Origin of the sequence: Candidatus Viridilinea mediisalina, from assembly GCF_002532535.1 — a bacterium.
GTDB lineage: Bacteria > Chloroflexota > Chloroflexia > Chloroflexales > Chloroflexaceae > Viridilinea > Viridilinea mediisalina.
In genome coordinates, this window is sequence record NZ_NQWI01000073.1 from 1 (window position 1) to 24,464 (window position 24,464).

General features: G+C 58.0%; 15 protein-coding genes. 2 read left to right on the plus strand and 13 right to left on the minus strand.

What is annotated here, in order from left to right:
* The first annotated feature begins 720 nt into the window (after nucleotides 1-720).
* On the plus strand, nucleotides 721-3,081 hold the full coding sequence (locus tag CJ255_RS14515) for a diguanylate cyclase (RefSeq protein ID WP_097644821.1): 2,361 nt from the start codon (nucleotides 721-723) through the stop codon (nucleotides 3,079-3,081).
* A gap of 490 nt (nucleotides 3,082-3,571) precedes the next feature.
* Nucleotides 3,572-9,019 carry an AMP-binding protein gene (locus CJ255_RS14520; RefSeq protein ID WP_097644822.1) on the plus strand — a complete coding sequence of 1,816 codons (5,448 nt, stop codon included), beginning with the start codon at nucleotides 3,572-3,574 and terminating at the stop codon, nucleotides 9,017-9,019.
* 324 nt (nucleotides 9,020-9,343) lie between these two features.
* Here the strand turns inward: CJ255_RS14520 and CJ255_RS14525 are convergent, their stop codons facing one another.
* From CJ255_RS14525 to CJ255_RS14585, 13 genes are all read right to left on the minus strand, one after another.
* Entirely contained in the window at nucleotides 9,344-10,852 is a 1,509-nt protein-coding gene (locus CJ255_RS14525; protein ID WP_097644823.1) for an HD domain-containing phosphohydrolase, read from the minus strand.
* An 89-nt stretch (nucleotides 10,853-10,941) separates the two neighbouring features.
* Nucleotides 10,942-11,343, minus strand: a complete 402-nt coding sequence (locus CJ255_RS14530; RefSeq protein ID WP_245863453.1) for a response regulator — start codon at nucleotides 11,341-11,343, stop codon at nucleotides 10,942-10,944.
* Nucleotides 11,344-11,635: 292 nt separating this feature from the next.
* Nucleotides 11,636-11,971 (minus strand): STAS domain-containing protein, encoded by a 336-nt coding sequence (locus CJ255_RS14535; protein ID WP_097644824.1) that lies wholly within the window; start codon nucleotides 11,969-11,971, stop codon nucleotides 11,636-11,638.
* Complete coding sequence (locus CJ255_RS14540) at nucleotides 11,968-12,393, minus strand: ATP-binding protein (RefSeq protein ID WP_097644825.1); 426 nt, start codon at nucleotides 12,391-12,393, stop codon at nucleotides 11,968-11,970. Before CJ255_RS14540 ends, CJ255_RS14535 begins: the two co-directional genes overlap by 4 nt.
* Nucleotides 12,394-12,579: 186 nt before the next feature.
* A complete protein-coding gene (locus tag CJ255_RS14545) occupies nucleotides 12,580-14,154 on the minus strand; it encodes a tetratricopeptide repeat protein (protein WP_097644826.1) in 1,575 nt (524 codons plus the stop codon).
* A gap of 215 nt (nucleotides 14,155-14,369) precedes the next feature.
* On the minus strand, nucleotides 14,370-15,461 hold the full coding sequence (locus CJ255_RS14550; RefSeq protein WP_097644827.1) for a PP2C family protein-serine/threonine phosphatase: 1,092 nt from the start codon (nucleotides 15,459-15,461) through the stop codon (nucleotides 14,370-14,372).
* A 176-nt stretch (nucleotides 15,462-15,637) separates the two neighbouring features.
* Nucleotides 15,638-17,149: a CheR family methyltransferase gene (locus tag CJ255_RS14555; RefSeq protein WP_097644828.1), complete on the minus strand. Its 1,512-nt coding sequence runs from the start codon at nucleotides 17,147-17,149 to the stop codon at nucleotides 15,638-15,640.
* Nucleotides 17,146-18,297: a chemotaxis-specific protein-glutamate methyltransferase CheB gene (gene cheB / locus CJ255_RS14560; RefSeq protein ID WP_097644829.1), complete on the minus strand. Its 1,152-nt coding sequence runs from the start codon at nucleotides 18,295-18,297 to the stop codon at nucleotides 17,146-17,148. The genes CJ255_RS14555 and cheB overlap by 4 nt, the downstream gene beginning before the upstream one ends.
* A gap of 26 nt (nucleotides 18,298-18,323) precedes the next feature.
* On the minus strand, nucleotides 18,324-18,686 hold the full coding sequence (locus CJ255_RS14565; RefSeq protein ID WP_097644830.1) for a response regulator: 363 nt from the start codon (nucleotides 18,684-18,686) through the stop codon (nucleotides 18,324-18,326).
* Nucleotides 18,687-18,718: 32 nt separating this feature from the next.
* Entirely contained in the window at nucleotides 18,719-20,986 is a 2,268-nt protein-coding gene (locus tag CJ255_RS14570; protein ID WP_097644831.1) for a hybrid sensor histidine kinase/response regulator, read from the minus strand.
* Nucleotides 20,987-21,325: 339 nt separating this feature from the next.
* Nucleotides 21,326-22,804: a methyl-accepting chemotaxis protein gene (locus CJ255_RS14575; protein WP_174714073.1), complete on the minus strand. Its 1,479-nt coding sequence runs from the start codon at nucleotides 22,802-22,804 to the stop codon at nucleotides 21,326-21,328.
* 484 nt (nucleotides 22,805-23,288) lie between these two features.
* Nucleotides 23,289-23,726 (minus strand): hypothetical protein, encoded by a 438-nt coding sequence (locus CJ255_RS23600; RefSeq protein WP_097644833.1) that lies wholly within the window; start codon nucleotides 23,724-23,726, stop codon nucleotides 23,289-23,291.
* A gap of 29 nt (nucleotides 23,727-23,755) precedes the next feature.
* A complete protein-coding gene (locus tag CJ255_RS14585; protein WP_097644834.1) occupies nucleotides 23,756-24,229 on the minus strand; it encodes a chemotaxis protein CheW in 474 nt (157 codons plus the stop codon).
* Nucleotides 24,230-24,464: the final 235 nt, after the last annotated feature.

A 24,464-nucleotide genomic window follows, 5' to 3' on the forward strand; every position in this document is an offset into this window, starting at 1 on the left:
CTCACGCGATCCATTGAGACCAGGCAGCACCGCTTGGTGTGTAATACCAAATTACGCAGTTGCGCAAAAGGAGCGCTCCCAGGGTGGCGATTTCCCACAGCGTTCCTTTTGCGCTATTGCCAAATTACCATTGAACATGCCGCATAGCAAATCACGTCAGACCGCATTGCAATGAGGTATACCCTGCTTGTCACTCATCACTCATCACTCGTAACTGGTATAAGGGGTTTTTGACGAGCTCCAATAGACCAAGAGCAGCGCACCTGACCTGGCAGGTGGGGTGCGTGCAGCCACCATGAGGACGCCAACGATCCCACCGCGCCGCACCTGCTAGGTCTCATGAGCCGTTGGTACCTCAGACCTGCAAGGTGTGCGCCGTTGGGTCTGTGGGGCTACGCATGGCGGCTGCACGGCGCACACCTCGCAGGTCGTTGGTTCGCGTTGCCTGAGAAAACTCTTGACACCACATCCAAAGCTTCCCAAAAACTGTATACCTGAAAGGGGATAGGGGGGTGAGGGCCATTACGTGGCACGCCAAGAACGATTATTCTCTCCATATCGGAAGGTTGCTATGTAGTGTAGTATGGTAGTGTGGTGTGTAGATGGGGCCGGATTATATTGTTGGCCGAGTTTGGTACTCTGGCTTTGGCAACTGGATGGCGAGGCGCTCTTGGCGTTAAACCGTCCGGCGGGTTTTTCTGATTGAGTAGGCAGAAGACAATGCTTCGTTACCTGACACGCAGATGGAATCTTTTTCACCCACCCATAAAGCCATGGATAGGGCATGAACGTTATCTAACCACACTGGGGACGGTGTTGTTTGCCCTGTTACTAATGCTGTTTGTGGTAGTTGGTGTGCTGCTTGCGCGCGCTGAATCGCAACGCCACAGGCAGCAGGAGCTTGAAGACGTACAGCATGCCCTCGATGACATCAGGACAGCGCTGCGAGGCCGCATCTACGCAAATATCTATAAAGTTTCAGCGGTTACGTCAATCGTGGCCATGAATCCAGAACTAACTCAAGATGATTTCACCAAGGCCATGCGGGTGCAGTTCAGTGGTGATCATGACTTGAGAAACATCGGTCTGGCCAGAGACATGATCCTTCAATTCATGTACCCCATTGAAGGCAATGAATCCGCCATTGGACTTGACTACACCTCTCTACCAAATCAAATTGAAGCAGTTAATTTGGCCCTGGAAATCAATGAAATTGTACTTGCTGGACCCCTTGAACTCGTACAGGGTGGTGAGGGCATCATTGCCCGCATTCCCATCAATATCACTGATCCCGTCGCGCAGCAGGAGGTATTTTGGGGCTTTGCTTCCGTGGTCATGCATACCGAGAGCATGTTTGCTGGGGCGGGCATAACCGCAGACCACGCTGTCTTGCAAATTGCCATAAGGGGTAGGGATGCAAGCGGCCCGGAGGGTGAGGTTTTTTGGGGCGATCCTTTGGTCTTTGAAACAAATCCAGTGACTCGGTTGGTCGAACTGCCGCATGGCAGTTGGCAAATTGCAGCCATACCCACGACTGGATGGCGTTCACATGCCTTCCCCTCCTCCCCGCTGCTGTGGATGTACCTGGTTGTTGTATTGATCATACTTGCGCTTATGGCACTCATTATTTTTCTATTCAAAGAAATGGAAAAAGCAGTATATGAACGTGATAAAACGGAAAAAACACTGCGCATTGCCGAGGAAAGGTTAGAAAAAACAGCCTATGAATTGACGGAAAACATACCCGTTGGTACCTACACGATGGTGCAACCTGCCGATGGCGGCATGGCAAATTTTGCCTTCATGAGCAGTCGTTTTCTAAAGCTTACCGGATTGACCCGAGAAGAAGCCGCCTCTGATCCATTGAAAGGCTTTGCATGTGTGCATCCTGATGATTTTGATGCCTGGGTTGCACTGAATGCAGAGACTTTCAATGAAAGGAAGCCCTTTTTTGGTGAGACGCGCGTTGTTGTCGAGGGTGAAATTCGCTGGATAACTGCCGAATCCTTCCCACGCACCCTCCCTGATGGCACAACGGTCTGGGAGGGCGTGCTTGCTGATGTGACTGATCGCAAGCGTGCCGAGGAAGCCTTGAGCGAAAGTTTACGCCGTTTCAACGACTTGGTGGCCTACGTGTCGGTGGGGGTTTATGTGTTTTGGCAGCGGGCGAATGGCGAGATCGAATTTGAGTATGTCAGCGATAGCTGGTGTGCAATGAATCAGATCCGGCGAGAGGATGTGCTGAACAATGCTTGGCTGGCTTGGAGTATCGTCCATCCTGACGAGATCGAAGTTTTCAAACAACTGAATCAGCAGGTCGTGCGTGAACGCCAACCGTTTGTTTGGGAAGGTCGGATTATTGTCGGTGGTGAAGTCCGTTTTGTGCTGATTGAATCGAGTCCGATTTTTTTTGACAATGGAGACAGTCGCTGGTTTGGCTTCGAGCAAGACATCAGCGAACGTAAACAAGCCGAAGCGATCTTGCATGCCACCAATGTCGCTCTTGAACAAGAGATCGCCGAGCGCAAGCTTGTTGAAAAGCAACTCATGATCAAGACCGATCTGCTCGAGAAAATCTCCATGCAGGATGGTCTGACCGGCATTCCCAACCGGCGCCATTTTGATGAGCGAGCACAACTGGAGTGGCAGCGCGCTCGGCGCAGCGGCTTACCCCTGGCGCTCGTGATGATGGACGTTGACCATTTCAAGCTCTACAACGACCACTACGGTCACGGTGCTGGCGACGTGTGCCTACAGCAAGTAGCTCAGACCCTCGTGCAATACGCTAAACGGCCCCTGGATCTGGTCGCACGCTATGGCGGTGAAGAATTTGTTGTCCTCCTGCCGGAAACGGCAATGGATGGCGCTCTCCATCTCGCTGAACAGATGCGGCTCGCGATAGAGCGCCTGGCAATCCCCCATGATTTTTCCAGCGTGGCTAAGGTTGTGACCCTGAGCGTGGGGGTAGCCCTGCATGGACGCGAAAGCACCAAAACGGACTTGCAGCATTTGCAACGATCCGCAGATCAAGCCCTTTATCAGGCTAAGCATCAAGGGCGTAACCGAGTCTATGGAGAGTAACTAGCTATTCGACAGGTTGCGCAGCGGGGGCGCTGCCACATAACAACCGTAGGCTTGGTGGCTGAGCCTATCGAAACCACCGCGCCACCGCGCCACCAAGCCGCTGGCTGAACCTGCCGAAGCCAAGCGGCGCGGCTCAGGGCTTCTTCCGCCGCAAGATTGTGCCGCGCCTCGGCGATGGAGTAGCGTTTACCCATCTATACCCTCCCTGAGATAGCCATCATTATGACTATAGTGTAGCATACGCATGCCGTTATACGACACCAAGCTATACCCATCAGATCGGGTAGTTTGCATCCCGCCCGACTCACCCTTGACGATTTGTTATAATTTGTTTACCCTAGCGTGGATACGCTTTGTTCATCATGTCACAAGCTGTGGGGCTTGCGCCCCAGAGAATCTCTTCGGGGGCCATGCCCCCAAGCCCCCGCTAGGGGCTACATTGTTCGCGTAGGTAGCACGCAGTAGTGAAAAAGTTGGAGGATCACCAATGATCGAGGCCCCGTCCCTCGCTCCGTCGCGCGCCCCCCGTAGCAATCCGATTCGCTCGCGCGCCGATTGGGAAGCCCAACGCCAGGCGTTCCTGGCTGACCCGGGTGCGTTCCAAGGTACAATTGCTCGCTCGGCTATCCATTGGTTCGATGCCACCCTTCACGCATGGATTATCTGGGATGAGGCTACGAGCCGCTGGATTGGGCTTGATGCCAAGACCGGCGCTCCGGTTGAAGTGGCCTATGGCGCTGACCATCAGCCCTGGCAGCGTACCTTCAATGCTGATACGCCTCCCCACTATCGTTGGTTTGAAGGGGGCTTGACCAATGCCTGCTTCAATGAGGTTGATCGCCATGTCCTGATGGGCTTTGGCTCTGAGCTTGCCTTTGTCTTTGAGGGTGACCGCTGGGATAGCTCGCTCAATGGCGGGCGCGGTGGCCCCGTTCTTGAGGAGAAGATTACCCGTAAGCAACTCCTCGTTGAGGTGGTGAAGGCGACCCTTGTCCTCAAGAATCTTGGGCTGAAGCAGGGTGACCGCATTGCGCTCAATATGCCCAATATTCTTGAGCAGATCTACTACACCGAGGCTGCCAAGCGCCTTGGGATTGTCTATACCCCCGTTTTCGGTGGCTTCTCCGATAAGACGCTCTCCGACCGCATCCATAACGCGGGTGCCCGTATTGTGATTACCTCCGATGGGGCCTATCGCAATGCCCAGATTGTGCCCTACAAAGAGGTCTATACCGACCAAGCCCTCGATAAGTTTATTCCGATCGAGATGGCCTTTGCGATTGTTGAACAGACGCTTAAGGAGCAGCGGGTTGAGGCGGCCCATAGCGACAAGATTGTCACGATTGTAAAGGAGACCATCGCCGAGGATATTACGGTCGAGCGCTCCGATGTGATGCGTGGCGTCGGCAAGGCGCTGCAAGAGCTTGATGATCTCGATGTTACCGCCCAGTCGCAGATCCGCACCGCGATTGCCCGCGCCCTTGTGGTCTCTTCGCCCCGCGTGGATGCCGTGGTGGTGGTGCGCCATACCGGCCAGGATATCCTCTGGCGCCCTGAGCGCGACCGCTGGAGCCACGATCTGATTGCTGAGGCTACTGAGCAGTTGCTTGAGGCGGCCAAGAAGTTTAATACGACGGTGACGAGTGAGGCCGAACTGCTCGCCCTGCCAATCGATCAACTCTACCCCATCCTCGCTAGTGCTGCTCCCTGTACCCCGGTTGATGCCGAGTATCCGATGTTCATCATCTATACCTCTGGCTCCACCGGCAAGCCCAAGGGTGTGGTTCACGTCCACGGTGGCTATGTCGCTGGCCTGGTGCATACGATGAAGGTGAGCTTCGATGCTGAGCCCGGTGATACCATTCTGGTGGTCGCTGATCCAGGCTGGATCACGGGCCAGAGCTATATGCTCACCGCGACGATGGCGAGCCGCTGTATCGGGGTGCTGGTTGAGGGTTCGCCCGTCTTCCCTAGCGCCGGTCGCTTCGCCAGTATCATCGAGCGCAATCAGATTCAGATCTTTAAGGCTGGCGTCACCTTCCTCAAGTCGGTGATGACCAACCCGCAGAATGTGGCCGACGTTCAGCAGTACGATGTGTCCTCGTTGCGTGTCTGTACCTTCTGTGCCGAGCCGGTGAGCCCTGCGGTGCAGCAGTTTGGTATGGAGGTGATGTCGCCCCAGTATATCAACTCCTACTGGGCCACTGAGCATGGTGGCATTGTCTGGACCCACTTCTACGGCAATGATGACTATCCGCTGCGCCCCGATGCCCATACCTACCCGCTGCCCTGGGTGACGGGTGATGTCTGGGTGGGTGAGCTTGCTGCTGATGGTACCACCGCCACCTATCGCGCCGCTGAGTTGGAGGAGAAGGGCGAGATTGTAATCACGACGCCCTACCCCTACCTGACGCGCACCATCTGGGGTGATGTGGCTGGCTTTGATCGCGTGCTGGCCGGTGAGCAGCCGCTGACCGCCTGGAATGGCGATGCCGAGCGCTTCAGCAAGACCTATTGGCGCCGTGGGCCCAATGGCGAGTGGGCCTACATCCAGGGCGACTTCGCCATGAAGTATAACGATGGCTCCTTTACGCTCCACGGGCGCTCCGATGATGTGATTAACGTCTCGGGCCACCGCATGGGCACTGAGGAGATTGAGGGCGCGATTCTGCGCGATAAGCAGACCTCCTCCGATTCGCCAGTGGGCAACTGTATCGTGGTCGGTGCGCCCCACCGCGAAAAGGGCCTTACGCCGGTCGCGTTTGTACTCACCGCCCCCGGTATGCGCCTGACCAGCATTGACCGCAAGCGCCTCGATGATCTTGTCCGCAACGAGAAGGGTATCGTTGCCGTCCCCGAAGACTACATTGAGGTCGCGGCCTTCCCCGAGACGCGCAGTGGCAAGTATATGCGCCGCTTCCTGCGCAGCCTCATGCTCGATGAGGACTTGGGTGATACCTCCAGCCTGCGTAACCCTGAGTCGCTTGATGAGATCCGCGTCAAGATTGATGAGTGGAAGCGTAAGCAGAAGCAGGCCGATGAGCAGAAGATCTTTGAGCGCTACCGCTACTTCCGCATTGAGTACCATAAGCTCAATGCCACCAAGCGCCAGGCGATTGTGACCGTCACCAATCCGCCGGTGAACGCGCTCAATGAGCGTGCGCTCGATGAGCTGAATACGATTGTTGATCACCTCTCGCGCCGCGAAGATATTGCCGCTGTGATCTTTACGGGTCAGGGCACCAAGAGCTTTGTGGCCGGTGCCGATATTCGCCAGTTGCTTGAGGATATGCACACCTTTGAGGATGCGATTGCGCTACCCAACAACGCGCACCTCGCCTTCCGCAAGATTGAGCGGATGAACAAGCCCTGCATCGCCGCGATCAACGGTGTGGCCCTTGGTGGCGGCCTTGAGTTTGCCCTCGCCTGCCACTACCGCGTGGCCGATCAGCACGCCCAGTTTGGGCAGCCTGAGATCAACCTGCGCTTGCTGCCCGGCTATGGCGGCACCCAGCGCCTGCCGCGCCTGCTCTACAAGAGCACCGAAGGCACCGGCTCGCTCCGCGCGATGGAGTTGATCCTTGGTGGCCGCACCATCCCCTCCGATGAGGCCCACGAGATTGGCCTGATCGAGCGCCTCGCCGTTGGCACCGAGAGCTCCCTGAGTATCGCCTCGGCCCTGGTGCGTGAGTACATGCAGGGCAGTGGTGTCCTCAAGGAGGCTTTCGAGAGCCGCAAGCAGGCACTGACTGAGTGGGAGCAGCCGCAGCCTGAGTTTGTCAAGGATGAACTGAACGCGATCATCCAGAATTTCCGCGTGCAGCGCATCCTCAACCAGGCCGAAGGGGCCGGGCGTAAGGAGGCTGTGGATCGGGCGCTTGAGGCGATTACCTACGGCTTTGAGCATGGCTTCGAGCAGGGGCTTGAGCATGAGGCCAAGCTCTTTGCACAGGCTGTGGTTGATCCTGAAGGCGGCAAGAAGGGGATCCAGGACTTCATGGACAAGCGCAGCGCCCCGCTGCCCACCCGCCGCCCGCTGGTCAGTGCCGAGCAGGAGAAGCTCTACTGCGAGACCGGGCAACTGCTGCCGATTGGCTCGCCCTTCTTCCCCGGGGTGACCGCTATCCCGACGTGGCAGTACGCCAAGGGTGTCATCCGCGACCCGGTGACGGGCGAAGACCTTGTGGGTGATCCGAAGGATTGCGAGCGCGAGGTGATCATTCCGGTCGAGACGCCTAATGCCAACGAGGCACTGCTCTACGTCCTCTCCAGCGAAGTCAACTTCAACGACATCTGGGCGATTACGGGTATTCCGGTCTCGCTCTTTGATGAGCACGACCGCGATTGGCACATCACTGGTTCGGGTGGTGTGGCACTCGTCGCTGCTGTCGGTGATCAGATCCGTGAAGAGGGGCGCATCAAGGTCGGTGATCTCGTTGCGGTCTATTCGGGCCAGAGCAACGTCCTCTCGCCGATGATGGGCCTCGATCCGATGGCTGCCGACTTCTTCATCCAGGGCTACAACACGCCCGACGGTTCGCATCAGCAGTTCATGATCGCGCAGGCACCGCAGTGTCTGCCCTTGGCCCCCGATATGTCGCTTGAGGCGGCGGGGAGCTTTATGCTCAACCTGGGTACCGCCTACCGCGCGCTCTTCACCACCTTGGCGATCAAGGCGGGCAAGAGCGTCTTCATTGAGGGTGCCGCCACCGGCACCGGCCTCGACGCGGCCCGCTCGGCGGCGCGCAGCGGCCTGCGCGTGATCGGTATGGTTTCGAGTGAGGCACGCGCCAAGACGCTGATCGAGGCGGGTGGCAAGGGTGCGGTCAACCGCAAAGACCCCAGCATCGCCGACATCTTCACGCGCATTCCGGCGGATCCGGCAGAGTGGAAGGCATGGGAGAAGGCGGGCGAGCCGTTGCTCAACATGTTCCGCCAGCAGAACAACCACCACCTCGCCGACTACGCCATCTCGCACGCCGGTGAGCAGGCCTTCGCCCGCAGCTTCCAGTTGCTCGGCGAGCCGCGTGATGGTCACATCCCGACCCTGACCTTCTACGGGGCCAGTTCGGGCTACCACTTCACCTTCTTGGGCAAGCCGGGCCACTCCGGCCCCGAGGAGATGATGCGCCGCGCTGGGCTGCGGGGCGGCCAGGCGGTCATGATCTACTACGGGGTCGAGGATGGTGCCCTCGTGGACGAGGCGGGCCTCGAGGCGGTTGAGGCAGCCCGTGCGATTGGCTCGCGTATCGTTGTTGTCACCTACACCGACGCGCAGCGCGAGTTTGTGCTCAGCTTGGGCTTCGGCGCCTCGCTACGCGGCGTGGTGAGTATCGAGGAGCTGCACCGGCGCTACGGTGAGGACTTCGATTGGCCCAAGACCATGCCCGACCTGCCTGATTCCAAGACCGACCCCGATGGGCTGAAGGAGGCGGTACGCCGCTTCAATGACCTGACCTTCAAGCCGTTGGGCAGCGCGATTGGCACCTTCCTCGTGAGCGCCGACAACCCGCGTGGCTACCCCGACATGATCATCGAGCGGGCGGGCCACGACAGCCTCAACGTCAGCGCCATGCTGGTCAAGCCCTTCATCGGGCGCATCGTCTACTTCGAGGAGATGGGCGGCAAGCGCTACTCCTTCTTCGCCCCGCAGATCTGGATGCGCCAGCGCCGCATCTACATGCCGACCGCCAACCTCTGGGGCACCCACCTCTCCAACGCCTACGAGATCCTGCGCCTGCTCGACGAGATCAGTGCAGGCATGCTGGCGATCACCGAGCCGGTGCTGGTGGACTGGAAGGATCTGGAGGAAGCGCACCAGGCCATCTGGGAGAACCGCCACGCCGGTGCGACCTACGCGGTCAACCATGCGCTACCGCGCGCTGGCATCAAGACCAAGGACGAACTCTACGAGGCGTGGGCCGAGCTGTTGTAAGTCTCGTCTTTTGGTGAGGATTTAGCGGCGCAGCCGCCAAATCCTCACCGAGGGTGTGGGCTTGTTTCACAAACGAGGGCGTGGGAGAACTAGGTTCTCCCACGCCCTCGTTGCCTTGTACGGCATTTTACTGTACAATCCACAGTAAGCTCTTTATTGATTAGCTCTTGGTGAACTATGCCCTCACACTACCGTATTGAACCGCTCGATCAGCACAAACATGATCGAGCGGTCTTTTCGTGCAATGTAGCCTCTCTCGATCACTATCTCAAGGTTGAGGCTTTTTATACCAATGACTAAAATTCAGCGTCTGGTAGAGAGGCATTAGCCAATACTCTTCCCTTCAAGAATCTCATTGAGGGGCGATTGGCGCAAGCGCTCACGGTTGCGTAGCTGATCGCCTTCGCGCTCAATGAGCGCAATGAACTGATCAACAAGTTGGGCGTCCCACTGGAGCCCCCGGCCTTTGGCGAGAATCTCAAGGGCTTGGGCGGTCTCCATCGCGGGGCGATAGGCGCGGTTGGCAGTCATGGCCTCGAAGGCATCGGCAATGGCCAGGATGCGCGCTTCGAGGGGAATAGCCTCCCCGGCAAGGCCATGGGGGTAGCCTTTACCGTCCCAGCGTTCGTGATGGAACTCGATGATCGGCAGGGTTTCGCGTAAGCCACACACCCCTTCAATGATCTTGACGCCAATCTGGGGGTGGCGTTGCATCATGGCCATCTCTTCATCGGTGAGCTTGCCGGGCTTGAGCAGGATATGGTCGCGGATGCCGATCTTGCCGACATCGTGGAGCAGGCCAGCGTAGTCAATCAATGCAACCCGTTCGGGGGGCAGGCCAACGGCCTGGGCCAAGCGAACAGCATAGCGGGTGACCTGACGCGAATGGCCATAGGTATAGGTGTCGCGGGCATCAATCGCCTCAGCGAGCGCTTCAATTGTCTGGCGGTTCTGCTCCTTGAGGGCTTGATGGAGGCGCGCATTATCGAGCGAAGCGGCCACTTGGCTGGCAAAGATGCCCAGCAGACGCCGTTCACTCTGGTCGAAGATGGGCTGTTCGCCATGGCGTTCCATGTGCAAATAGCCAATTGGCCTACCGTGGCTCCGCAAGACCACCCCAGCAAAGCGGATCTGTTCGGTGGGCACCACCTTACCCATAAGCTGCATGTGGGTACGTGGTAGCGTATCGAGGGTACGCGTATCAGGCAGCGGGAGGGCGGGGCGATCAGGTTGCCAACCGGCGCTATTGCGTGCGCCCAAGCGCATCAGGTGTTGATCATCAACGATCATGGAGAGTACCAAGCTCTCTGGGGCATAACGACGCCAGAGGAACTCAAAAATCTGCTCCACTTGAGTCTCAATCGCCAGTGTCGTCGCAATCGTCTGGCTAAACTGGTACATCAAGACCAGATCGGAGAGCCGTTCCTTTTCTTGGCGGACGCGGCGCAACTCCAGGCAGGTACGCACAGTACGCAGCAAATTTTCGCTGTCAATCGGTTTGGCAATATAGTCGAGCGCCCCCAACTTCAGCGCCTCACGGGCCGTCTCAACCGTGGCGTGAGCGGTCATGACGAGCGTATCAACTTCCGCGTGGTGTTCTCGTATCTGCTTAAGTAATTGGATGCCGCTCATCATTGGCATCTGTATATCAGTAATAACAAGATCGAACGTTTGTTCAGCCAGAAATTCTAATGCTAGAACACCATTTTCAGCTATGTTTACATGATACTGAGAACCCAAGAGGCGTTGGCAGAAAAATCGAATATTTGGATCGTCCTCAACAATAAGTAGACGGGCATGGGTATGAGGAACCCCTTGAGAGCCATCAAGCATATGAACTCCTTGCTTAATGTACCTATTGTAGGGGCAAACAGGTTGAACTGAAAGTCATGCTGTGGTTAGATGTGATAACAATTCATTCATCAAGCATTTTGGCTCTGGGGGCGGGCAAAGAAATTTTGGACGCGCCGTTCCAAGTCTTCGTACTCAAAGGGTTTGGTCAGGTACTCATTGACGCCCACCTTCATGGCCTGTTTTTCAGTTTCAGGGGTGCTAAAGGCGGTTACCATAATGACATAGATGGGGGAATTTTGCTGGCGCAGTTGGCGCACCAGTTCAAGCCCGCCCATACGGGGCATGTTCATATCGGTAACGAGTAACTGACATGGTGCATCCTTGAGCAACTCAAGAGCGGTAAGGCCGTCTTCGGCTTCGACAACTTTATAGCCGCTATTGGAAAGCAGGAAGCGGTAGAGCCGACGGGTGGAGGGGTCGTCTTCTGCTATCATCACCATTTTAATCACAGCTACCTCGTTGGTGGTCATGGAATCGGGGTCATGGCGGGAGGGGCATCCCGTACTCTACAAAACGTGCTATGCACAATAAATCACATGCTGCGCAGCCTAACTATACCACAAACATATGTGTACTACATTGCATCGTAGTTTTTAATTTGCTCAGTATACCATTGACGCAAACTGTCCAATCAGAGCGCACATAGCAAGGATACAGAAATGAGGAAGTAGCCAATAGGTTTGCAGTTCTTCCGTTCTTCCGTTCTTCCGTTCTTCCGTTCTTCCGTTCTTCCGTTCTTCCGTTCTTCCGTTCTTCGTATCCTCAGGAAGCAATCCGATACTCAGCGAGGTCACGCTCTTCAATCGTGGGCATAAAGCGCGACATCTCGACCATTTTGAAGATCTTCTGGTGGTGGGGGCTGACGTGCATGGCAAAGAGCTTGTAGCCCGACTTACGGGCCGAGACGACAAACTTGAGCAGGGCGGAGATACCTGCTGAGTTGATGAAGGAGACTTCGCTAAAATCAAGCACGGTGATGGGACGCATATCTTGGCACTCAGCAGCAATGGCTGCTGCGGAGATAGCGTCCACGCTCGTAGTGGTTACATGAAGAATGGCCACTTCGCCAAACTCCTCACGACGGATAATATCGCTCATGGTTGCTCCCTCCGATAGAGTCGTAGCGTGAGGATCGTCCCTCGATGGGAGGAACTTACCTCTAGGTCATCAACAAGTTCGCTGATTAGGTACATGCCAAAGCCGCGCAGTTCGCCCGCTTCGAGATTGGCCTCATCAACAACACGGCGGGTGACATCAATCCGTTCAACGCCGGGGCCTTGATCGCTGATGCGAATTTCCAACTTTTCGCCATCAATTTCAAAGACGACCGCCACAAGCTTGCCTGCCTCGCCGCGATTCCCGTGGTCGATCGCGTTATTGACGGCTTCGCTAATAGCCAATTTGAGATCCTCAATCCGCTCCTCCGAGAAGCCGAAGGCACTGCCGACCTCGGCTGCACTTGCACGTACCACCCGCTCGAAGATGGGGTTTGAGGGAATGTTGAGTTCAACACGATCCATACCGGGTACCTTTTGGCGATGAGGCGGTGGGAGAGTTTGGGGAGAGGTACAGAGGGATTGCACTACAGAGACACAGAGAACACAGAGAGGTTTGAGGTATGGCTATCACCGTAGTTGGCACTATTCTGGTCAAAAACTCTGTGCCCTCGGTGCCTCTGTGGTGAAATTCTCTGTATCTCGCATCCCTCACGACGATTGTTTAGTCGCACTGCTATTACGGCGGCGTGCGCTTGCAGCGCCTGGCGTGGTAGTCGGACTCTGGCGGGCCAGGTGGTCGTAGCGGCGTAGGTAGGCTTTGCCAAGGGAAGTATTGCCAATCTGAAGGTAGCAGGCACCGAGGTAGTAGAGTGCCTGGGCGTGGCGTGGGTTCCGGCGTAGTACCTTTTCAAAAAGCGGGATGGCGCGGGCCGGTTCCACCAACTCTTTGAAACAGAGCCCAAGCATAAAGCTGGTCTCGACATCTTCGGGCCAGTGATCGAGGACGTGTTGAAACTCGTTGGCGGCGAGATCGTAGCGACCACGCCGTACATACATGTAGCCGAGATCGAAGCGTAGTGAGTGGGCATCGGGGGCCAATTCAACCGCTTTGCGCCATGCAGCCAAGGCCCAATTCTCACGCCCCAAGCTTGAGTACATGAACCCTAGCAGATAGTGGGCCTGGGGGTCACGCGGTAGCAACTGCACGGCACGTTCAAAGGCACGCACCGCCTGAGTATTGAGGCCCATGTCGTAGAGCAGTTTCCCCATATTGAGGAAAAGTTGGCCATTGCCAGGGTTGAGCCGCGCACACTCAAAGAGCAGATCGTAAGCCTGTTTGGTCTGCTTCTGCATGCGTAGCACCGCGCTCATGCGTAGGCGCGACTCGACATACTGGCGATGTTGGGGCGGCACCTTGCCATACTCCTCGAGGGCTTCATCGAAGCGGCGCTGGCGGGCAAGCAGGTTGCCCAAGAGGTAGTGGCCCTGATACTCTTGGGGCCGCCACTGCAGCAGGGCGCGGTAGATACGTTCAGCCTCATCTTCGTAGCGTTGCTGCTTGAGCGCATTGCTTAGGCGGTAATACCACTGCACCACCTCATCTTCGCTGCGCGTCACCAGCGTACTCTCGCCGGGTTCAGGGTCAGGCGAAACGAAGGTAGGTTCAACGCGCAGCGCCTCGGCGAAGCAGCGTTGCGCCAACTCGTGGGCACCGTGGCTCTGGTGCATCAGGCCCATGTAGTAGCGTGGTTCTGCGGCCTGCGGGCGAGCGTTGCAGGCACTACTATAGTGAATGTAGGCGCGTCCTGCATCATCGGCGAGTTGGTAACAGCGCCCAAGGGCAAAGTGGGCCTCATAGAGCCCCTGATTGTGTTCCAGGGTCTCTTTGAAGGCCGCAATCGCACGATCAATCTGGCCCATAGCGGCAAACGAGACCCCCAGGTTGTAGTGGGCCTCGGCCAACTGTGGATCCGTCTGCACAGCCTCTAGGTATTCGCGTAGCGCCCCTTCCCAATCATCTTGGAAAGCAAGGGCGTTACCGATGTAGAGATAGATAATGGCCCGTTCACGTTCAAAGATCTGGGCTTGTTCTTCGCCGTCAACATAGGCCGCGATCAGGGCCGCCTTGAAATGTTCAATGGCCTCGGTGTAGGCTGCGCGTAGGTATGAGCGCATACCCTGGCTAAACGCCGCGCCAAGCCGCGTGCCAGCCATAAACCGCTCGCTCCCTGTAAAGGTGTCGAGATCGAGCGGCATAAATTGGAGCTGATCATTCGCCGACATAGCATAACTCCGTCTCATCCGCTCGGTGGCGCAATGCGCTACCGGGCTACAACTATACCATGTTGCCTAACGGATGTATACGGGTTTCTGGTAACCTAGAGTGGTATATAGACCTTTTATCTTGTGTAGTAGGTACTGATAAGCTCTGGCAGAGGCTACGCCTCCCCCCAACGGGATGTAGGGCACCGCCCTACAAAAATCACAGTCATCCCCAACTAACGGTAATCCTCAAGAGCTAAACGTAACTGCTGATTAAGTTCGCGGGCGAGGCCACGCCCAAAGCGGGTTTGGGCGATCTTGAGTAGGTCGGGCAGGGCGGCAATCCATGCATGCGCATCGGCATTAGGGTTCAGGGTAACATGCTCGACCCAGAAGGTGTTTGCGCGTTCAAACCCAAGCACATCGCTGGCAACACTACGCAATTCGGCGTCCAAGTTGGTCAGGCGCCGCCGCAGAATCACCATGGTCACGTCATCATTCTGGCTACCTTCGCTCCATGTGCGTAACTCACGCAGCAAGAGGCTGACGATGGCACGGGGTTTGAGGTGGACATTGGCTTCGATCAGAGCTTGGAGGCGTTCGTAGGTGTAAATTTCCCCTTCTGTATTTTCAGCTTCAAGCACACCATCGGTATAGAGAAACAGCGTCTCGCCAGGTTGTACGCTCGCTGTTGCCTCTTCGTAATCGCTATCGCCATCAACGCCGAGGGGCAGGCCGGAGAGTTCAACTTCTGTGACGGTGCTGTTGATAAAGAGAGGAAAGGTGTGACCAGCGTTGGCCATGCGCAGCAAGCCCTGCTTGGTATCGAGGCAGAGATAGAACATGGTAACCATCCCCTGAGGGATTTCGCGCAGGACACCTCGGTTGACTTCAGCCAACGTGGGCCCGGGCTGATCGGCGCGGCGGGCTTCGTGGCGAAAGACCGTGCGCGCCACCGCCATGCGTAGTGCCGCCGAGAGCCCTTTGCCACTCACATCGCCAATCATGATACCCTGAATACCAGCGCCTAAGTCAAGGAAATCGTAGAGATCGCCCCCCAGATCACGCGCTGGCAATGAGACCGCCGCAAGCTCCCAGCCGGGCAGGCGTGGGGCTGCTTCGAGCAGCAAGCCCTGTTGCAGATCGCGGGCCAACTGGAGTTCCTGTTCGATCTCGGCGTTGCGCCGCTGCTGTTCAGGGGTGAGCGTAGGCACCGGCGCAACCACCCGTTTCCGTGGACGGCGCAGCGTCACCCCGGCTTCATGGCTGAGCAGGCTGCCGCAACGGGGCTGGGTGGATTTATGTTTGGGCTTAGGGAGGGGATACATAGCATTGTGTGGGAGGGTTCGAGGGGCTGAGTTTCTTACCACAGAGGCACCGTTTTTTTTACCACAGAGGCACAGAGAACACAGAGGTTTGGAGTTTAGGGCGTAAGTAACTGTGATTGCGCTTACCTCATCATCTCTGTGTTCTTTGTGCCTCTGTGGTGAACATCTCTGTGCCTCTACAGTCCCTCACCGCTAATCATGGCGACATAACGGCGGCAGGTTTCACTGAGCCAACCGGCAGCAACGCCGTCAATCAGTTTATCGGGAGGGTGGGTGGCGAGTTTGCGCATGGTAGTCCGGTAATCGCGCAACGCTTCGCTTGCACGTCCAATTTGGCGGTAACATTCGGCTAGGTGGAAGAGGATGAGGGGCGATTCGCTATCGAGGGTGCGGGCGCGTTCGAGTTGGGTAATGGCCGCAGCGGGGCGACCTTGGCGGGCGTGGATGAGGCCAATCAGTAGGTGTGCTTCGGTGGTAAGCGGGTTGAGTTCGAGGGCGCGGCGTGCCTCGGCAGCGGCCAGATCGAGGTCTCCCCGGTCGGCGTGGGCGCGGGCGGCTAGGGCCAGAATCTGGGGTGCGTGAGCCCCCACGAGGGGCGCACTGTAGAAGATCGCCAGGGCAGCATCGGTCTGGCCAGCATCGAGCAGGGTTTGGCCTTGGGCGATAATCTCGCTTGCAGCGGGATGGCTGATGGGCGCTAGGGGGCGGGGCGGGCGGGGCGGGCGCGGGGTGAATTGGGCAGGCGGCTCGCTCTTCGGGCGCGGGCGGATCGTAGGCAGGGTTGCGAGCGGCTGATGCTCAAGGGTCTTCTTCGAGGGGGAGGGGGGCAACGGTGTCGCCAGTGCATCCATGCTGGCCTTATAGTAGACAAAGGCCCCCTCAACTTCGCGCCAGCGAAAACGATCAAAGATATTCCAGAGCGTTTCAGAAAAGCCTAAGAAGAGCGAGCCGCCCTCGTCAAGGTTTTGGTAAAACCGCTCCATGAGCATGCGACAAGTTTGAACTTGAAAATAGATGGTAACATTTTGGCAAAAAATGATATGTACCCCTCGCGCCCTGGTGGGAAAGGGTTCGAGGAGGTTGAGTTGTTCAAAATGAACCAGTTCACGCACGCGGGGGGCTACCGCGAGTTCGGCGCCACGGGCGGTGAAGTAGCGGGCGCGCTGCTGGCTATTGAGGTTGGCGAGGCTCCGCCCTTTATAGATGCCCGTGTGCGCCCGTTCAAGGGCGGTGGTGCTGAGATCGGTAGCCCAGACCTCAACCGGACGATCCAGGCGGTCGTTGAAGGCTTCGAGGGCGGTGATAGCCAATGAGTAGGGCTCTTCGCCAGTGGCGCAACCGGCACTCCAGAGGCGCAGGGGCGCGCCGGGAGGCAGACGCTGGTGCAATTCGGGAATAATCACCTGGCGTAGGGCCTGCATATGGGGCCGATTGCGAAAGAATTGGGTTTCGTGGTTGAGCAGCAATTCGGCGAGGCGCTGAAGTTCAGCGCGGTCAATGCTTAGGCCCAGGTTGCTTACATAGTTCTGCGGGGTTTGCCCCAGGATCGTCGCGCGCCGTTGAGTTGCGGCTGCAAGCGAAGCATTGCGCGTCTCATCGAGGTAGACGCCACAATAGGCAGCAAGCAGATCGCGCAGGGCGCTGATCTGGCGCGGAGTGAGCAATTCAGGCTTGGCCGGGGTACTCATGATAACACCCCCACACGTTCACGTAGCGTTGTGCCAATGGCGGCAGCGGGCAGCACTAGCGCAGCAGCCCCCAGTTCAATGGCAGCACGCGGCATGCCAAAGATAGTCGAGGTGGCCTCATCTTGGGCAATGGTGAGCCCTCCAGCCCGTTGGATGGCACGCATGCCCAATGCGCCATCGCGGCCCATGCCGGTGAGCAGTACGCCGGTGGTAGCCGCCCCAAAGACCGTGACAACCGACTGCATCGCAATGTCAATCGCTGGGCGTTGCAGCAGCAGCGGGAGGCCGCTGAGGTGAATGGTCGCATCGGGTTGTAGCAGCAGATCATAGCGGTCGGGCACGAGCAGTACTTCACTGGGGTGCAGATGCGCTCCCTCAGTGGCGAGGTGGACAGGCAGGGCCAGATTTGTGGCGAGCCATTCCGCCATGCCGCCACTGAAGCCTTGGGCAATATGTTGCACAACGATGATGGCGGCGGGGAAATCGTCGGGCAGATCGGCCAGTATCTGGCGCACGATGCGTGGCCCCCCCGTCGAGGCCCCAATCACCACCACGGGAAAGCGTGGCGCAAGGGGGGCAGTAGAGGCACTTGGGGCACGACGGGCGGGGCGCGGCAGTAGACCACTCGGCTCTGGTGGGGGCGGCAACTTGGGGCGCACTGCTGGCGGGGTGGTGGAAGTGCTCGCCACCGCAGCGGACACCGCGCTACGGGGACGCCGTCCCCGCAGATGGGTCACCACCTTCACCCGCGAAAGCAGGCGCACTTTGCGAATGAGCAGGCGGCGGGCATCTTCAATTGCAGCGGCGTCGCCCATGCGCGGTTTTTCCATCACATCAAGCGCACCCGCGCCGAGCATCTCGAAGGTAATATCAATCTCATAGCTATTGAGTGAAGCGGTAAGCACTAGGATCGGAGTGGGGTGATAGGCCATCAATTGGCGGGTTGTTTCGATCCCGTCCATCACCGGCATACGAACATCAAGCGTAATCAGATCGGGACGGAGTTTGTCCACCTGGGCGAGCGCTTCGCGCCCATTGGCTGCCTCACCCACAACGTGGATCTCCGGATCGCTCTCGAGCAGATCACGCAGCAGCCGACGCATCAGCGCCGAATCATCAACCACCAGGATGCGTAGCGGTATATTCATGGTCGTAGACCTACTGCTGCTGTTTCCTACTCCATTTCGAGGACAAGTTTGACTCGATTGGGCAAGTTGAGCAGGTCAATATCTTTATTGAGGTAATCATCCACCCCGGCTTCAAAGGCGGCACTCTTGTCATCACTTGAGGTGAGCATAATAATCCGCAGATCGTCAAGTAGAGGATTATCACGCAGGCGGCGGCAGACTTCATAGCCATCAATTCCGGGCATATTGACATCGAGAACCATGAGATCGGGCACCTCTTCAGCGATGCGTTCGAGCGCCTCTTCGCCGCTGTGGGCCAGACGCACGGCATAACCGTACATCTCAAGGCGTAGTTTGACGATATCGGTGACGAGTTTACTATCGTCTACTACTAGGATTTTACTCGTCATGATGCTCCTCTTAGTGATTATTTGTTATTGCGTTACGACGTAGCCTCACCGCCACCAAGGAGTTGACGGACCACATCGAGCAGACTCTGCTGATTAAACTGACTTTTAACAATATAGGCTTGTGCGCCAGCCTCAAGGCCGCGGCGGCGATGCTCTTCCGAGGCCAGGCTGGTGATGAGAATGACGGGAATAGCGTGCAACTGGGCATCACTGCGGATGCTTGCAGCAAGCTGAAAGCCGTCAAGCCGGGGCATTTCGACATCACTAACAACAAGATCGTAGGGCTCGCTGCGGAGCTTGTCAAGCGCATCAGCGCCATCGAGGGCGGCGCTGACCTCATAGCCCGCCGATTGGAGGATGCTGCGGATCAATTCGCGGGTGGTGAAGGAGTCATCAACCACCAAGAGGCGCGAGCGGCGGCGTGCGGCTTGGGGCCGCGTGAGGGTGGTGGTGCGCCCGGCTTGGCCGAGCATGCTCGGATTGAGCAGCAGGACGAGGCTGCCATCCCCAAGCTGCACAGCTCCGCCGTAGCGCCGCTGTTTCGCCAGGATGCTGCCGAGCGGCTTGATCACCGCTTCACGCTCATCGAGCAGTTGGTCTACCAGGAGCGCAACCCGTCGTTGCGGCGTACCGGCCAGAATCGCGGGGGCGCGATCATTCCGGTTGAAAGGCGAAGGCGTTGTGATGCCGATCAGCTCGGCGAGGGTGAGAACCGCAAGGGTGCGGGAAGCCAACTCGATGGTTGGCTGGCCCTCAAGGGCGCGAATCTGGCTCTGGCGCACCCAGACGGTGCCCTGGCAGCCCGTAGCAGGTAGGGCGAAGGTGCCATTACCCACGCGCACCAGAATGACCCGGGTCGTAACCACGGTGAGCGGTAGGGTGAGAATGACCCGCGTGCCGTGACCAATTTGGGATTCGAGGTGAACCTGGCCACCTAGCTCATTCAGGTTGGTACGCACCACATCCATGCCCACCCCGCGCCCAGAGATGTCGGTGACCATTGCGGCGGTCGAGAAGCCGGGTTGAAAGATCAGGTCAAGCGCTTCGCTATCGGAGAGCGAAGCTGCCGCATCACTGGCAAGCATACCCATACGCACCGCACGTTCCCGCAGCCGTTGCGGATCCATACCGCGCCCATCGTCACTAATGACCACGCGCACCTCACCGCCAACCGTCTCAGCACTCACCTCAAGCAGCCCGGCGGCAGCTTTACCAGCGGCGCTCCGCTCGGCTGGCGCTTCAAAGCCATGGTCAAGCGCATTGCGAACCAAATGGAGCAGCGGATCGTGGATCAACTCAAGCACCTTGCGGTCAAGCTCCACCTGTTCACCGCGCAACTCAAGGCGCACCTCTTTGCCCGTGGCATGGGTGAGATCGCGCACCGCCCGTGGCAAATTGGCATAGACCGTTGCAATAGGCAGCAGACGGGCCGACATGACCTCAAGTTCTAAATCTTTAACCAGCAAGCCATGCTGGCCGGTATGGCGCATAAAGCGGTCACTCTCGCGTTGTGTCAGATTACGCACCTCATCGCTTGTTTCACGCAATGATGCAAGGCGCAGATCGATACTCTGGCGTTGGGCGGGCGAAAAGCGCAGGCGCTGCAACTCAGCCTCAAGTTCAGCCAGGGCACGCTGCTGATGATCCACAAGCTGTTGCATGGCGACCAATTGCTCATTATGGTTAAGCAACGTCTGTTGGCCCACCACCAACTCACCGGCCAAATTGAGCATCCGGTCGAGGCGATCCACACGCACACGAATGGTTTGGCGCGAGGTAGGCCGGGGCGCGGCGGGTGCGGGGGCCGCAGCGGGGGCCGCAGTGGGCGCAGGGGTGGGCGCGGGCGCGGGGGCCGTAGCGGGCGCGGGGGGCGCAGCCGGGGCCGGAGCCGCAGCAGGCGTCGGGGCCGGGGCCGCATCACTTGCACCAGGCAGCGCTGCGAGGGCCGCTTCCACATCGAGGGGCGGCGGCTGACCATCCACAGCGGCCAGGGTCAGGCTCAAGATCGCATCAGCGCCACGCAGCAGACTATCAGCCAAAGGGCGGTCGAGGCCACGCTGGCCCTGCCGCAACTCGCCGAGCAGATGTTCAAGCGCGTGGGCCAAACGTCCCACCCCCTCAAAGCCCAGCATACGCGCCGAACCCTTGATCGTATGCATAGCGCGAAAGACGCGGTCAATGGTCGCCTTACGCAACGCCTCATCTTGCTCCGTCTCAAGGCTCAACAGCCCATCACCGAGCACCCGCACATTCTCGGTGGTCTCTTCGCGGAACTGGTTGTAGAAGGAGGAGAGATCCATGGTGAAGAACAGAAGAATAGAAGAACAGGAGAACAGGGGGGCAGAAGAACAGGGGGGCAGAAGAACAGGGGGGCAGAAGAACAGGGGGGCAGAAGAACAGGAGAACAGGGGAGCAGGAGAACAGGGGGGCAGAAGAACAGGAGAACAGGGGAGCAGGAGAACAGGGGAGCAGGAGAACAGGAGAACAGAAGAACAGGAGAACAGGAGAACGGAGGACGCTTATACGCAGCTACTATCTGTTCCTCTGTTCATTCGTTCTCCTGTTCATTCGCTCCTCTGTTCATTCGTTCTTCTGTTCATTCGCTCCTCTGTTCATTCGTTCTTCTGTTCATTCGCTCCTCATGCTCCCTCACTTACCACAATCCCGTGGAGGCGATCCGCAATCGCGGTGAGCATCGCAGCCGATTCGGCCATTTGGCGGGCACCGAGGGCGGTTTGGCGGGCGACTTCAGCAATTTCGCGCATGGTTTCAACCACCTGTTCACTGGCGCTCTGCTGTTGGGCGGTGGCGAGGCCAATCTCGGCAGCGCTCTGGGCGGTACGTTCAGCCACCATCACGATATTATCCATCGTTTGGCCTGCACGATGGGCCAATTCAACGCCACGTTCAACCTCTTTGCTACCCTCTTCAGCCGCGAGTACAGCGGCAGCAGTAGCTTGGCGAATTTCGGCAATCACCCCCTTCACCTCACGGGCCGCAGCGAGGGTCCGATTGGCCAAACTCTTCACCTCAGCGGCCACGACGGCGAAGCGGCGGCCATGTTCGCCAGCACCAGCAGCCTCAATCGCCGCATTCAGCGCAAGCAGGTGGGTCTCATCGGAAATATCATCAATCAGATCGATAATCTCACCAATCTGCTGCGAGCGTTCCCCCAAGCTCAGGACGCGATTGGAGACATCGGAGACGCGCCCACGGATGCGTTCCATCGCCTGGATACTCTCGTCCACCGCACCCTGGCCGCTACTGAGATTCTCCAGCGTCTGTTGAGCCGCTTGAGCCACATGGTCGGAAGACTGCGCAATCTGGCGGGCGGTACTCCCCAACTCTTCAATCGTCGTCGAGACCTGAGTGACCGCACTTGCCTGCTCGGTCGCACCACTTGCCTGTTGTTGCGACGCGGTCTGCAACTCACCCGCAGCGCTCGCCAACTCGCTCCCCAACTCAACCTGTTGGATACTCTTCTCCATCAACTGTTCGGTCTTCTGGAGCAACTCATCGGCGCGGTTATGCGATTGGCGCACAACCCGAGCGAGGTCGTGCCCACTGAGCCAAGCAAGATAGGCCAGAAAGATCGCCGTAGCGCCAAAGGGCACCAGCGAGACCGGGAAGGCGATCACCAGTGGATCGAGTAGTGCCGATTGTTGTGCCATACCCATAAGGGCATAGAAAAAGACCGCAGCAACCGCAACCAGAATGCTATCGTAGCGCTCACCAAGCAATCCAGCGCAGACCACCGGGATCAGAAAGAGCATCGCAAGGGGCCCACCGGGGCCACCAAAGACCAGAGCGAAGGCCGCAGCGGCAAAGAGCATCGCATAGAAGAGCGTACGGCGACTAAGGCCAACCATACTGCGGCGTAGCAGCGCAAAGGCAGCGATATGGGCACCCAGCGCAAGCACCGCAGCCACCGAAGCAAGCGACAGATTTTGGTCATTCAGGTGGCCCATACCCCAGAGCAGTAGCACTCCCAGCCAATAGCAGAGCAGCAGCACCATACTGCCAACAATCAGCCGCGAGAGGGTACCAAGATTATCGCGTAGAATCATCGGCTGCTCTTGACTTGGATCACTGGATCGTCGAGCAGCAGGTCTAGGCATGGACGTTTCCATAGAGTTCTCCCAGAGAAGATACTGAGGATGCGAGGATGCGGAGATGCGAGGATGCGGAGATGCGAGGATGCGGAGATGCGAGGATGCGGAGATGCGAGGATGCGGAGATACGAGGATGCGGAGATGCGAGGATGCGGAGATGCGAGGATGCGAGGATGCGGGGATGCGAGGATGCGGGGATGCGAGGATGCGGGGATGTGGTGGGGACATGAAGCCATCAACTCTTCGCGCCTTCGCGTCATCGCGTCATCGCGTCATCGCGTCATCACGCCATCGCGTCACCGCGCCATCGCGTCATCGCGTCTTCGCGCCTTCGCGTCATCGTGCCTTCGCGCCTTCGCGTCTTCGCGTCGTCACGTCATCGCGCCTTCGCGCCATCGCGCCTTCGCGTCTTCGCCTCACGCATCCCTAAAAGCAGGCATGGAAGAACATGGTTCTTCCATACCATGAGACACCCAGGCTTACACCCACATCAAACCACGCCAAGGGCAACATCCGCCGCAATACGGCGGAGATCGAGGACAAGGACAGGAGAATCGGCAATAACCACAGCTCCAAGGAGCCAAGGACGAGCGAGGCGAGGGGTGAGCAGTGGACCAAGGGGCTGAATTGGTCCAGGGGCAGTAAGATTAGTGACGCGGGCAACAAGCATCGCCACCGTACGTCGCCGCAGAGCCACCGTCAGCGCATGGTTTCTGGGGGGCAGACCAAGATCTGACGGATCGAGCAACGCACCCAACTCGCAGCCCACAACCGGGCGACCACGGGCATCACGTTCAGGCAGCGTCGCACTCGCATACTTCACGAGATAATCAACATGGGAACGTGGCACGAGGTAGAGACGTTGAGCCGTCTGCACCTCAAGGAGGAGCGGAAGCTCAGTATCTATGGTAGCAGAAGATTGAACCACAATGGCACAAATGGTTAAAAACGCAAAGCCTAGAGATTTTCTTGTACCGCAGCAATCAAGGCGGGCAAACTCAGCAGCGCGAGGGGCCGGTCGCCATAGCGAGCGACTGCAGTGAGCAAGCGGGCGCGGCTCGGTTCAAGGGCAGCGGGGGGCGGAGTGAGATCAGCAGGGGGCAGCGCAGCGAGGTCAAGCACCGCATCCACCAAGAGAGCCAGATCGCAACTCTCGTGGTGCATAATAATCAAGCGTGTAGCGCGGGTCGTCGCCTGAGCGGCAAGGCCAAGCATAAGACGCAGATCAACAATCGGCGTCACCACCCCGCGCTGGCTAATAATACCAGGCAGGATGGGCGGCGCACCAGGGACAGCGGTCGGGGCACGCCAGCGCGCAACCTCGCGCACCGCCGCACTCGGCAGGGCATAGAGTTCATCGCTCACCCGCACCAAGAGGAACTCACCCGTCTCGGCGGGCGCGGGGGTTGGAGGAGGTTGTTGTTGAGCCATGGGATAGATCCATGATAAGCCACGTAGCAAGCAGCATACACTAGAGGGAGGAGGTTGGTCAAGGTGTGGGGAGAATCTTCATCAAGGTGATTACATTATGCGAATTAGACGTATCCTCTCCATAATCGCTGGAACGCATGGTGACAACCCCGCCAAGGTCTGGTAGACTACCTGTATGCAGATTCCTGACATCAACCCCGATACCATTCCTGATGTGGCCACGCGCCAGATCGTG

What these genes read in the sequence shown, in the direction of transcription:
- CJ255_RS14565 (WP_097644830.1), bottom strand. Translation starts at nt 18,686, where the DNA reads ATGACGAGTAAAATCCTAGTAGTAGACGATAGTAAACTCGTCACCGAT.
- CJ255_RS14525 (WP_097644823.1), bottom strand. Translation starts at nt 10,852, where the DNA reads ATGCTTGATGGCTCTCAAGGGGTTCCTCATACCCATGCCCGTCTACTT.
- CJ255_RS14570 (WP_097644831.1), bottom strand. Translation starts at nt 20,986, where the DNA reads ATGGATCTCTCCTCCTTCTACAACCAGTTCCGCGAAGAGACCACCGAG.
- CJ255_RS14520 (WP_097644822.1), top strand. Translation starts at nt 3,572, where the DNA reads ATGATCGAGGCCCCGTCCCTCGCTCCGTCGCGCGCCCCCCGTAGCAAT.
- CJ255_RS14545 (WP_097644826.1), bottom strand. Translation starts at nt 14,154, where the DNA reads ATGTCGGCGAATGATCAGCTCCAATTTATGCCGCTCGATCTCGACACC.
- CJ255_RS14530 (WP_245863453.1), bottom strand. Translation starts at nt 11,343, where the DNA reads ATGACCACCAACGAGGTAGCTGTGATTAAAATGGTGATGATAGCAGAA.
- CJ255_RS14550 (WP_097644827.1), bottom strand. Translation starts at nt 15,461, where the DNA reads ATGTATCCCCTCCCTAAGCCCAAACATAAATCCACCCAGCCCCGTTGC.
- CJ255_RS14535 (WP_097644824.1), bottom strand. Translation starts at nt 11,971, where the DNA reads ATGAGCGATATTATCCGTCGTGAGGAGTTTGGCGAAGTGGCCATTCTT.
- CJ255_RS14515 (WP_097644821.1), top strand. Translation starts at nt 721, where the DNA reads ATGCTTCGTTACCTGACACGCAGATGGAATCTTTTTCACCCACCCATA.
- CJ255_RS14585 (WP_097644834.1), bottom strand. Translation starts at nt 24,229, where the DNA reads ATGGCTCAACAACAACCTCCTCCAACCCCCGCGCCCGCCGAGACGGGT.
- CJ255_RS14575 (WP_174714073.1), bottom strand. Translation starts at nt 22,804, where the DNA reads ATGCCTAGACCTGCTGCTCGACGATCCAGTGATCCAAGTCAAGAGCAG.
- cheB (WP_097644829.1), bottom strand. Translation starts at nt 18,297, where the DNA reads ATGAATATACCGCTACGCATCCTGGTGGTTGATGATTCGGCGCTGATG.
- CJ255_RS14540 (WP_097644825.1), bottom strand. Translation starts at nt 12,393, where the DNA reads ATGGATCGTGTTGAACTCAACATTCCCTCAAACCCCATCTTCGAGCGG.
- CJ255_RS14555 (WP_097644828.1), bottom strand. Translation starts at nt 17,149, where the DNA reads ATGAGTACCCCGGCCAAGCCTGAATTGCTCACTCCGCGCCAGATCAGC.